Annotated in this window: 10 protein-coding genes; 5 read left to right on the forward strand and 5 right to left on the reverse strand. The window is 36.9% G+C overall.

Translation table 11 applies throughout. The features are described 5' to 3' along the window. Window positions 1–33 precede the first annotated feature (33 nt). Together DKG77_RS10475 and fsa are read left to right on the forward strand one after the other, a co-directional pair. Window positions 34–450, forward strand: coding sequence for a hypothetical protein (locus DKG77_RS10475; protein WP_109662768.1), 417 nt, complete (start codon window positions 34–36; stop codon window positions 448–450). Window positions 451–559: 109 nt separating this feature from the next. Further along, window positions 560–1,216 (forward strand): fructose-6-phosphate aldolase, encoded by a 657-nt coding sequence (gene fsa, locus DKG77_RS10480; RefSeq protein WP_109662770.1) that lies wholly within the window; start codon window positions 560–562, stop codon window positions 1,214–1,216. Between the two features lie 58 nt (window positions 1,217–1,274). Here fsa and DKG77_RS10485 read toward each other — a convergent pair whose 3' ends face one another. After that, a complete protein-coding gene (locus DKG77_RS10485) occupies window positions 1,275–2,663 on the reverse strand; it encodes a TlpA family protein disulfide reductase (protein WP_109662772.1) in 1,389 nt (462 codons plus the stop codon). A gap of 170 nt (window positions 2,664–2,833) precedes the next feature. Here DKG77_RS10485 and DKG77_RS10490 point away from each other — a divergent pair, with 170 nt between their 5' ends. Beyond that, window positions 2,834–4,465, forward strand: coding sequence for an ABC-F family ATP-binding cassette domain-containing protein (locus DKG77_RS10490; protein WP_109662774.1), 1,632 nt, complete (start codon window positions 2,834–2,836; stop codon window positions 4,463–4,465). Between the two features lie 3 nt (window positions 4,466–4,468). Here the strand turns inward: DKG77_RS10490 and DKG77_RS10495 are convergent, their stop codons facing one another. After that, window positions 4,469–5,188, reverse strand: coding sequence for a hypothetical protein (locus DKG77_RS10495; protein ID WP_109662776.1), 720 nt, complete (start codon window positions 5,186–5,188; stop codon window positions 4,469–4,471). Between the two features lie 225 nt (window positions 5,189–5,413). Here DKG77_RS10495 and DKG77_RS10500 point away from each other — a divergent pair, with 225 nt between their 5' ends. Next, on the forward strand, window positions 5,414–5,956 hold the full coding sequence (locus DKG77_RS10500; RefSeq protein ID WP_109662778.1) for a fasciclin domain-containing protein: 543 nt from the start codon (window positions 5,414–5,416) through the stop codon (window positions 5,954–5,956). A gap of 9 nt (window positions 5,957–5,965) precedes the next feature. Here DKG77_RS10500 and pheT read toward each other — a convergent pair whose 3' ends face one another. Continuing rightward, window positions 5,966–8,389 carry a phenylalanine--tRNA ligase subunit beta gene (gene pheT, locus DKG77_RS10505; RefSeq protein WP_109662780.1) on the reverse strand — a complete coding sequence of 808 codons (2,424 nt, stop codon included), beginning with the start codon at window positions 8,387–8,389 and terminating at the stop codon, window positions 5,966–5,968. A gap of 127 nt (window positions 8,390–8,516) precedes the next feature. Between pheT and DKG77_RS10510 the strand changes: the two genes are divergently transcribed. Then, window positions 8,517–9,755, forward strand: a complete 1,239-nt coding sequence (locus DKG77_RS10510) for a peroxiredoxin family protein (RefSeq protein WP_109662782.1) — start codon at window positions 8,517–8,519, stop codon at window positions 9,753–9,755. On the opposite strand, the gene leuB is transcribed toward DKG77_RS10510, so the two are convergent. Together leuB and DKG77_RS10520 are read right to left on the reverse strand one after the other, a co-directional pair. Continuing rightward, the gene (gene leuB, locus DKG77_RS10515) at window positions 9,748–10,866 is read right to left on the reverse strand and encodes a 3-isopropylmalate dehydrogenase (RefSeq protein WP_109662783.1); all 1,119 of its coding nucleotides are present in this window, start codon (window positions 10,864–10,866) and stop codon (window positions 9,748–9,750) included. The genes DKG77_RS10510 and leuB overlap by 8 nt on opposite strands. 34 nt (window positions 10,867–10,900) lie before the next feature. Then, window positions 10,901–12,073, reverse strand: coding sequence for a 2-isopropylmalate synthase (locus DKG77_RS10520; protein WP_109662785.1), 1,173 nt, complete (start codon window positions 12,071–12,073; stop codon window positions 10,901–10,903). Between the last annotated feature and the right edge of the window lie 87 nt (window positions 12,074–12,160).

Raw genomic sequence — 12,160 nt, forward strand, 5'->3', positions numbered from 1 at the left:
AGTGATGGCATGTTTTTTGATAATTGAAGAAACATGAGACAAACCAAAAGAATATTCGGAATTTTCGTAGTTATCGCAGCATCTTTTTTCTACGGCTGTGATGAGATTTATGAGTGCATCTTTAATATTGAGCCCGAAATACATGATAGGCAATTGCTTATTGGTGTTGTTGGGGAAAGATATAGTGACTTTATCACTGCTGAGATAAGTAATGAGGTAAATGATAATGACTATGATTACTTTTTTGATGTTCTAGGAGAGCTTCCGCCCGGACTCTTCTATGATGAAAATCGAAGGTCCATAGAAATATTTGGTATTCCAGAGGAGGCCGGTGTGTATAGATTTAGAGTAGAATTGTTTGTCGAATCTTTCGACTTTAACGGTTTTGATTCCAGCCCAACTTGTTCAGAATCTACGATTAGGGATTTTACATTGCAAGTCTTGGAATAGACTCTATATACGTTCGTTTGTTATTTTTAATCAAAAATTGAAGTCAAGGCTTCTTATTGTTGTAAATTCGCAGCTGATTCTATATACAACTTAAAACAACGTAATAAGAATGAAATTTTTTATTGATACAGCCAATCTTGACCAAATCTCCGAAGCACAACAACTGGGAGTTTTGGATGGTGTGACCACCAACCCATCTTTGATGGCCAAAGAAGGAATTACCGGAAAGGAAAGCATCCTAAAACATTATGTGGATATCTGTAACATTGTTGATGGTGATGTCTCAGCAGAAGTAGTTTCAACAGATTTTGATGGCATGGTGAAAGAAGGGGAGGAGCTTGCAAAATTGCATGAGCAAATCGTTGTGAAAGTTCCTATGATAAAGGACGGTGTAAAAGCATTAAAATATTTTTCAGATAAAGGAATAAGAACCAATTGTACTTTGGTGTTCTCTGCAGGACAGGCTTTATTGGCCGCAAAGGCCGGAGCTACTTATGTGTCTCCTTTTTTAGGACGTTTGGATGATATCTCTACAGATGGACTTAACTTAATATCTGAAATAAGACTTATATATGACAACTACGGATTTGAAACCCAAATCTTAGCGGCATCAATCCGCCATACAATGCATGTAATTGATTGTGCAAAAATTGGTTCAGATGTGATGACCGGACCTTTATCTTCAATAGAAGGCCTTTTAAAACATCCACTTACCGACATAGGTTTGGAAAAATTCTTGGCTGACTACAGGAAAGGGAACGGATAAAGAAAAAAGTATAAATCATAAGAAGCTCCAGAAACTAATGTTTTTGGGGCTTTTTTGTTTAGAAAGAAGTATACAGGTTTGCAAATGCGTCAACAATTACAGTGTCTTTGGCAATAACACATTTGTTTAGGCCGTCTATGATCATTGCGGTTTGTATTTCTTTAAAGTCCTCTCCACGAAATTGAGTGTTTTTATCCAATTGGTATTCTTCAACTATACTTAACCATTGTGGGTAGCTAGTCCTTAGGTTAATGCCAACAAAAGTATAATCAGGATATTTGGCCTTCAATCTTGAGACATGATTGGTCACATTCCTAAAATGTCTTTTTTGCGAAGCGGTCCAAAAATAAAAGACTGTTTTCTTCTCTTTGCTTACTTCTTTTATGGACAACTTGTTATGGTTTACATCTGAGACAATTAGGTCGGGGAGATCATTGTTCGGCTGCAGGTTTTGAATTCCTTGATATAGGTAGGTGATCTCTTCTTTATGTTTATCATTAGAAGACAATGAACGAAACTTATCAATAAAAATTTGGCACTCCATATTAGTGGAGTTACGTTCTTTAAGCAAATAATCCATTGCAATGTTTCTAAACAGAATATCCCTAAGTTCTGTTTCTTTTACCAAACTATCCACAAGACTAAGCTTGTGCTTGTTAAAATGTAAATGATTGCTTACGGCTACTTTGTTTTCTGTTCCACAATTTTTCATACATGCCATATAGGACAGGTTGCCAAAGTGGTACTTCATAAAATCAAAATAGGGTCTAAAATAGGTTAAATCCCTACTGTTTAAATCTAAGGTTTTTCTATAGTCGTAAAAGCCATCCTCTAAATCATGGATGGTTTCTTCACCGGTTTTTTTCTTATGGTAGAAAGGATACTTCTCTTTATGTATGTAACTGTTATAATCAATTGAAGCTTTTGCCATAGCCAACACTCTATCAGTTAACTGATTATCCTGGACAAGCTCTTCTAAATGTGTTATTTTCAAAAGTCTTAAAGAATCAACTCTTTTATTGAAAGCTTCAGGGTCTAGCTTGTAATAGCTGTGTATTATAGCTTCCTCATTTTCATAAGCAAGGAACATTTCAATCAAGAAATTATTGATTTCACTTCCCTTGCCAGAAAAGACAAGAGATTCATCAAACTCCATGGTATTGAGTCTTATAAGAATGCTATCACCTTCCTGAAGATATAAGTATTGTAGCTCAGGACTGTGGTCAAAGTGGTAAAGGCCTTCCTCAATTCCTTGCAGGTTAAAAGCAAAACGATTGCCCTCATCCAATTTAACAGAGTCTATAAAACTATCGTTTCTATAAAGAACAACATAGTCGCTAGTAGGGTTTACAATTTCGCCTCCAAAGAAAACCGAAGGACACCCGTCTGATTTTTCAGAGCATGCCAAAATTGAAAAAAGAGAGCAGCAGAGTAAAAATCTTATCATATAAAGGGAACCATATGTTTGACCAACAAAATTAAGTATACCATATAGTGATCCCTGTTAATAGCTAGTTAAATGTTGTAAAACCTTGTAATTGTGTAGTTTAATAATGTGTTTTTAAATTAGTAATAAGGACCTGTTTTAGCTATTTTTGCAAAAAAATTAATAGTTGCATGTTATCAGTATCTAATTTATCTGTGCAGTTTGGAAAAAGGGTTTTGTTTGATGAAGTAAATGTGACCTTCACCCATGGAAATTGTTATGGCATTATTGGTGCCAATGGAGCAGGAAAATCTACTTTTTTAAAAATTATTGCAGGGCAAATTGATGCCACTTCCGGAAACGTACATTTGGAACCAGGAAAGAGGATGTCCATTTTGGAACAGAATCATAACGCTTATGATGAAGTTCCAGTTTTGGAGACAGTTGTCATGGGTAATAAACCTCTGTTTACGATTAAAAAAGAGATTGACGCCCTGTATGCGGATTATACTGATGAAAATGCCGAAAGAATTGGAGAGCTGCAAGTTCAGTTTGAAGAAATGGACGGATGGAATGCAGATAGCAATGCCGCCGCATTGTTGTCCAACCTGGGAATTTCAGAGGAGTTGCATTATACCAACATGGCTGATATGGACTCCAAATTAAAGGTACGTGTGCTTTTGGCCCAAGCTTTGTTTGGCAACCCGGATCTATTGATCATGGATGAGCCCACAAACGATTTGGATTATGAAACCATAAGTTGGCTAGAGAATTTCTTGGCCAATTATGAAAATACGGTTATCGTTGTATCTCACGATAGGCACTTTTTAGATGCTGTTTGTACGAGCATTGCAGATATAGACTTTGGAAAAATCAATCTTTTCTCGGGAAATTATACGTTCTGGTACCAAAGTAGCCAATTGGCGGCCCGTCAACGAGCACAACAAAACAAAAAAGCTGAGGATAAGGCAAAAGAACTCCAAGAGTTTATTCAAAGGTTTAGCGCCAACGTTGCCAAAAGCAAGCAAGCAACATCGCGTAAAAAGATGTTGGACAAACTGAAAATCGAAGATATAAAACCTTCAAGCAGAAGATACCCTGCCATTATTTTTGAGCGTGAGCGTGAAGCGGGCGATCAAATCTTAAATGTGGAAAAACTCTCTGCTACCTCGGAAGATGGGGATTTACTGTTTCAGGATGTTAACATCAACCTTGCCAAGGGAGACAAGGTTGCAATCATTTCAAAAGATTCAAGGGCTACCACGGCTTTTTATGATATCATCAATGACAAGTTAAAGGCTAATAGTGGATCTTATCAATGGGGAGTGACCACAACACATTCTTATCTTCCTGCTGATAACGCTTCGTTTTTTGAGGACAATATCAATTTGGTGGATTGGCTTCGTCAATGGACAAAAACAGAGGAGGAGAGAGAAGAAGTATACGTAAGAGGTTTTTTAGGAAAGATGTTGTTTTCTGGAGAAGAAGCTCTTAAAAAATGCACTGTGCTTTCTGGTGGTGAAAAAGTTCGATGCATGTTGAGTAGAATGATGTTACTGCGGGCAAATGTGTTGCTTTTAGATGAACCCACCAACCACCTGGACCTTGAAAGCATTACAGCGTTCAATAACTCTTTAAAGAATTTTAAGGGTACCGTTTTGCTTACTACCCATGATCATGAATTTGTGCACACGGTAGCGAACAGAATTATTGAGTTGACACCTAAAGGTACTATTGATCGTTATTTGACTTTTGACGAGTACATGTCTGATAAATCAATAAAAGCGCAGCGTGAGAAAATGTACGCCTTAGAGACAGTTTAAAAACTAAGCGTTAAAGTACTTACTGTTCCAAATGGCCGGATTAAAATTTTTGCCTAAAGCAAAACCATAAAAAATAACCACCGAGGCTATACATTTGAACATAAAAAAGAAAATAATAAAAAACTCTCCTAAGGAATCGTTTTTTGAAAAAAGGTTATTGGGAACCATAAGAGCCACCAAATAGCTTATTAAAAAAACAAAAAAGGTTAGGTTGACAATGTTTTTAAATGGCCAGACCAATAATTTTCGGAGTGGGTGAAGGTCATTCCCCCATTTATCAATAAGATAGAAATAGTCATTCCCAATTGGAGCAAAAAGCAAAGGGTCATCCTTATCTTCCAATTTAAAAAGTTTAGAAGGTGCCATAATTTTAAAACCCCTGATCTCAATATTATGGATGGTTTCCAAATCTCTGATCTTGGATGTGGCCTTTTCTGGTACTTTCCCTTTAAAGTACTTACGGTCTAAAAAGCGAAGTCTATAATCAATACAGATTTTCTTTATTTGGTCTATATGGTAGATACGATTTGTCTCTAACAGGTCAAAATCAAAATCATTACTGTCTGAAGTGTTCTTGGTTTTAGGAACATGATTTGGTTGGGCTTCCTGTTCAAAATTATCGGATAAAATGAAGCGTACTTCTTCCAGAATCTTATCCTCACTTTTTTGTTTATTTCGCTGAACATCTAGTTGATGCTCAATATCAGTGTTTTTAAAAACCATGTCCTTTTTTCTTAGCAATCTCCTCAAAGTTAATGAATTGTGTTTTTGATTTTGAAGGCAGCAAAATATAGAAATGTTAACATTATGTTAAATTCGATGATGGCGTTTTAAAAAAAAGCCCTTATTATAAAAAAAGGTGTAATTTATCGAAGATTTATGCATTTAAACGTCCAAATATACTTTTAAAGCGTAGTAGTAAAGGTAGTCCCAAAGATTAGAACATCTATGAAAGCCCCATTCAAGAAGACCCTACTTGGTTTATGTTTTGCCCTTGCAATATCCACGTACGCGCAGGAGAACACTAGCTTATCAGAAACAAAATCAATTACGCAGAATACGATTGAATCTGACCATCACAAAATTCTTTTTGCTGCTGTAAAAGCAACAGAAATGGAGGATATTTTAGATAAATCAGGTCCTTTTACGGTTTTTGCTCCTTCAGATGATGCTTTTAAAAAGTTTTCTAATTCCAAAATGGAAAAATTAATGAATTCCCATGACAAGAGTGAATTAAAATCATTGGTAGGTTATCATATTGTTGCGGGAAATTTGTCAGCTTCCCATATTTTACGTGCAATGTGCCGTGGAAATGGAAAAGCAAGCTTTACCACCATACAAGGAAAGAAGCTCACGGCTCACATGGTAGGGTATGATATTGTTTTAACTGATCCCGTTGGAAATACAGCAAAAATAACATTGGCAGATGTTAATCAAAAAAATGGCGTAATACATGAAATCGATAGTGTTATACTTCCATCTAGGATGTAATCAACATTATCAGCGCAGTTCAGCACCCAATTCTTTTTGATACCTGGATAATAGTTTTGACATCAACTTATCAATTTGCTTGTCAGTCAATGTTTTTTTCTCATCCAATAATGTAAAACTAACGGCATAGGACTTTTTCCCCTTAGGTAATTTATCACCTTTATATACATCGAATAAATTTACATTTTTCAGAAGCTTTTTTTCCGTGCTCCAAGCAAGGTCATAGACTTGCTGAAATGTTGTGCCCTCATCCAATTGCAGTGCAAAATCACGTGTAACCTCTGGAAACTTGGGTATTTCCTTAAAAGAGGTGTTTTCTGTGTTAATGGATTCCAGAATGGCATCCCAATCAAAGTCAGCATAGAACACATCCTGTTTTAAATCAAATTCCTTAAGCATAGTTTTGCTTACCAATCCGTAGGTGCCGAGCTGTTTGCCATTTAAACTGCAACTTAACCCTTCTGAATATGAGGCATCACTATATGGCTCAGCAATAACGCCCTTGAGTCCCAACCTGGTAAAGATGGTTTCCACAATTCCTTTTAGAAAGAAAAAGTCGGTTTTTTTAGGAGTCAAGGCCCAATTATTTTCGGAACGATTCCCCGAAACAAAAATTGACAAATGCTGTCTTTCTATATTTTTCTTTCCTTTTTTATGATAGGTCTTGCCAAATTCAAACAGTTTTAAATCTGCTTTTTGTCTGTTATTGTTGTAACTGACCGTTTGAAGCCCAGAAAACAACATTGATGTTCTTAAAACAGATAAATCCGAACTTAAAGGATTCAGCATTTTAACCGCTTTTTTATCTATGGCCTCTAACACATTTTGAGTTTCTGCCGCCACTAAGCTATTGGTCATTATTTCATAAAAACCCTGTGCCGCCAGCATATTTCCTATAACATCTTGAATCCTATAATTTTCAAATTTTGAAGTTTGGGCTATGGATGCAGTAAGTTTTTCTTTGTAGTCTATGTTGTTATAACCAAAAATTCTTAGGATTTCTTCGATAACATCTACCTCGCGCTCTACATCCACTCTATACGTTGGAATAGTTAGACCAAGGCCAGACTCCGTAACATTGTTGACTTTAATCTCCAATGATGCAAGAATGGATTTAATAGTATCTCTTGGTATTTCCTGCCCGATTAAAGAATTTATTTTATCGAAAGTTAAGAATACCTGCCTCTCCTGTGCTTTCTTAGGATATAAATCAACTACTTCAGAACTAATATCACCACCTGCAATTTCTCGTATTAAGTGCGCCGCTCTTTTTAAAGCATATTCTGTGATATTAATATCTATTCCACGTTCAAATCTAAAAGAGGCATCTGTGTTCAACCCATGCCTTTTAGCTGTTTTTCTTATTGAAACCGAATCAAAATAGGCACTTTCCAAAAATATGGAAGAGGTATGCTCAGTAACACCGGAATAGATTCCGCCAAAAACCCCAGCAATGCACATTGGCTTTTCAGCATCGCAAATCATAAGATCCTCTTCATGAAGTTCGCGCTCCACATTATCAAGGGTCGTAAATTTTGTACCGGCAGGTAAGGTCTTCACTTCAATTTTGCCTCCTTTAATTTTTGTGGCATCAAATGCATGCAGAGGTTGACCAAGTTCATGAAGCACGTAATTGGTAATATCCACTATATTGTTGATAGGAGATACTCCAATGGCCTTTAAGCGGTTTTTTAACCAATCAGGTGATTGCTGAACAATTATGTTGCTAATAGTGACCCCACAGTATCTTGGCGCCAGCTGAATATCTTCTACCTCAACATCAATTTTAAGAGATCTGTTGTCGATTGAAAAGTTACTTGTGGACGGGGTCACCAATTCTTTTTGAATTTCTTGTTGTTCCAATCCTGCTTTTAGATCACGGGCAACTCCAAAATGGCTCATGGCGTCGGCTCGGTTAGGAGTAAGTCCAATTTCAAAGACCTCATCATTTTCAATTTCAAATACTTTTGAACATGGTGTCCCTGGTTTTAAGGTGTCGCTCAGTACCATAATGCCGTCATGGCTTTCCCCTAAACCTAATTCATCCTCTGCACAGATCATACCATGGCTTTCCTGGCCTCTTATTTTACCTTTTTTAATTTGCCAAGCTTCACCTTCTTTGGTGTATAAGGTTGTGCCAATCGTGGCTACGGGAACTTTCTGCCCAACTGCGACATTTGGAGCCCCACAGACTATTTGTAATGGAGCCTTTTCACCAATATCCACAGTGGTAAGCTTCAGCTTGTCCGCGTTTGGATGCTTATCACATGTAAGCACATGTCCAACAACAATACCTTGTAACCCTCCTTTAACCGATTCAAAGCTAGAAATGCCCTCGACCTCAAGACCTAAGTCTGTCAATAGCTCTCCTGTTTTTTGCGAATTCCAGTCAATTTGCAAAAATTGCTTTAACCAGTTGTAAGAAATCTTCATACCCCAAATTTAAAGTGGACAAATATAAAACAATAGGGTAACAGATTCAATGTAAATTCTTTCATACAATGGCGTTATTGTAAGTTTTGGGTCGTATTTTAGATTTTTAGGATAAATCTTTCAAAATATGAACAGAATTTGGTTTTTATTCATTGGCATAATAGTGCTGTTTGCATCTTGTGGAACAGAAAAAAAAGAACTTACAGAGGGGGATTGGTTGGCTAAACTAGATGTTTCTGAAAAGGAGGTATTGCCTTTTAATTTTTCATTGGTTAAAAATGAAGAAGGATCCTACAATATGGAAATGTATAATGCGGAAGAAGTGGTAACTATTGATGAAATTGAAATGTGGAATGATTCTATACGCATTAAGATGCCAATTTATGAAGGATACATTGCCGGCACTTTTTCTGAAAATGAGATTAACGGTAGTTTTATCAAAGAAAGTTTGAACAGGATTGTTCCTTTTAGTGCAAAGTATGGAAAACAAGATAGGTTTGACCAAAAAACGGAACCAAGTGTAAACATCTCAGGAGTTTGGGAGGTTAATTTTGATGTGGGTACCGATGATGAATACCCGGCCAAAGGAATTTTTATGCAGAATGGTAAGGTGTTAAAAGGCACTTTTAGAACAAAAACAGGGGACTATAGGTATTTGGATGGAATTGTATCTGGAGATACCCTTAAACTTTCCACCTTTGATGGAGCCCATGCATTCTTGTTTACTGCTAAAATATCGGATAGTACACTGAATGGCCACTTCTATTCTGGAAACCACTCTGTTGAAAAATTTGTTGGCAAACGAAATGAAGCGTTTGAGTTGCCCGATGCGAACACATTGACCTTTTTAAAAGAAGGTTATGATAGATTTGATTTTTCATTTCCTAATAAAACTGGAAATATTGTGAGCTTATCGGATGCTCAATTTAAAGATAAGGTGGTTTTGGTACAGATTATGGGTACTTGGTGCCCCAACTGTTTGGACGAGACCAAATTTTATGTGGATTATCTAAAAAGGAATCCAGATTTGGATGTTGAGTTTGTGGCATTGGCTTTTGAGTACGCAAAGACAGAAGAAAAAGCATGGGGCGGTATTAAAAGACTTAAAACAAGGGTAGGAGTGGAGTATCCCATTTTACTGGCACAATACGGTACTTCTGACAAGCAAAAGGCAAATGAAAAGCTACCAATGTTGAACCATGTATTATCTTACCCAACAACAATTTATATTGATAAAAAGGGAGAAGTGCATAAAATTCACACAGGATTCAACGGACCTGCTACTGGAGAAAAACATGAGGCGTTTAAAAAGGAGTTTGATGAGACGATCAATCTACTTACTTCTGAAAGCTTAGAGACTAAATGATCGTTGATTTTCCTAAATCAATATTTTCGTCATTCATATTGATATCATCTTCGCTGTCAACAATGTTATTGGCAATAAAGTCACCTACTTGGTTGGTGCCATATTGACTTTTCTCATTTAAGTCTGGGGTGACTATTCCTTTTTTTAGTGATTTGTCTACCGCTTCCCTTACGGCCATTGCCTCTTCAAAAAGGCCAAAATGCTCTAATAGCATTGCCGAAGAAAGAATTGAGGCAACAGGATTAGCAATGTCTTTTCCTTTTGCTTGAGGGTATGAACCATGAATGGGTTCGAAAAGAGCATTTTCATCGCCAACGGATGCAGAAGCTAAAAGTCCAATAGAACCACCAATAACACTTCCTTCATCAGAAATAATGTCGCCAAACATATTTTCGGTCAATATCACATCAAATTGACTTGGATTTAAAATAATTTGCATCGCGGCGTTGTCAACAAATAGAAAGTCTAAAGTAACTTCAGGATAGCTTTGCCCAATTTTAGTTACAACCTTGCGCCAGAGTCTAGAAGATTCCAAAACATTTGCTTTATCTACCAAGGTGAGCTTATTGCTTCTGTTTTTTGCAGCTTTAAAGGCTAGGTGGGCAATTCTGCTTATTTCCTTTTCAGAATACTCGCAAAGGTCAGATGCCACAGTACCTTCATCATTAATTTTTTTCTCCCCAAAGTATATTCCACCGGTCAATTCTCTATAAATAGTGAAATCTGTTCCTGAAATGATTTCTTTCTTCAATGGAGAATTATCTATTAAGGTAGGAAAAACCTTTACAGGTCGGATGTTAGTGAACAGACCAAGTTCTTTTCGAAGTTTTAAAAGCCCTTGTTCTGGCCTGACCTTTGCATTTGGGTTATTGTCATATTTGGGATCACCAATAGCACCAAAAAGTACTGCATCTGCCTCTTTGCAGAGCTTTAATGTGTTGTCTGGAAGTGGATTCCCTTTTTTATCAATTGCAATTGCGCCTACAAATGCTTCTTTATAAATGAAGTTATGGTTAAAAGTTTCTTCAACAGCTTGAAGACATTTAACCGCTTGGTCCAATACTTCTGGTCCTATACCATCTCCGGGCAGCAATGCTATGTTCAGATTCATGTAATGGTAGTTTGAAGTTTTTAAGAAAAGGCAATTAAGCCAAACTTTCAATAGTGATGTCGCTAGTTTCTATTATTTGATGAATATCATCATCTAAAATTTCTTTTTTACGATCGGCAAATTTCAGGAAGTTGTCGTAGACAATATCTAATTGTAGTTTAGTTAGTTCATACCCTACATTTTTGGCCCTATAGGCTAGTGCAGCACGACCGCTTCTTGCTGTTAATACAATAGAAGATTCACTTACGCCCACATCCTTGGGATCCATGATTTCATAAGTTTCACGCTGCTTGATTACGCCATCTTGGTGTATTCCAGAACTGTGGGCAAAGGCATTGGAACCAACAATTGCTTTGTTGGGTTGTACAGGCATCCCCATTTTATGAGACACCATCTGGCTGGTATCTAGGAGAAGTGTACTATTAACATCTGTGTCCAAGTTTAGATAAGGATGTTGTCTTAATATCATGACTACTTCTTCCAACGAGGTGTTTCCTGCGCGTTCACCAATACCGTTAATGGTACATTCAATTTGCCTTGCACCATTAATTACTCCGGCAATCGAGTTTGCTGTGGCCAAGCCCAAATCATTATGGCAATGACAAGAGAGAATTGCTTTATCGATACCTGTAACATTTTCTTTTAGGTACTTCATTTTTGCTCCGTATTCTTCTGGAAGACAGTACCCTGTTGTATCAGGAATATTTAATACCGTAGCTCCCGCTTTAATAACGGCTTCGCAAACTTGTGCTAAAAAATCATTGTCCGTGCGCCCGGCATCTTCGGCATAAAACTCAACATCTTCAACAAAAGTTTTGGCATATGCCACAGCATCTACCGCACGCTCTATTATTTTCTCACGAGTAGTATTGAACTTATATTTAATATGAGAATCCGAAGTTCCTATTCCAGTGTGAATCCTTGGTCTTTTTGCAATCTTGATAGCTTCTGCCGCTACTTCTATATCTTTTTTTACCGCTCTGGTCAACCCACATACCGTTGCGTTTTTTACCAATTTGGCAATTTCAAGAACAGAATTAAAATCACCGGGGCTTGAAATAGGGAAACCCGCCTCTATAACATCAACTCCCAACTCATCTAGGCGTTTAGCAATGACTAATTTTTGTTTTGTATCCAATTTACAACCAGGAACCTGTTCTCCGTCCCTGAGAGTAGTATCAAAAATTTGTACCTTATCTTTAGCCATTATTTTTGTCAGTTTTATCTAAGCATTACGAAGATATGGCAGGAGTAGGCAAGAACTAAAAAATGATAAAAATCATTACAACGTTAA

This window comes from Flagellimonas aquimarina (assembly GCF_003149745.1).
GTDB classification, from domain to species: domain Bacteria; phylum Bacteroidota; class Bacteroidia; order Flavobacteriales; family Flavobacteriaceae; genus Flagellimonas; species Flagellimonas aquimarina.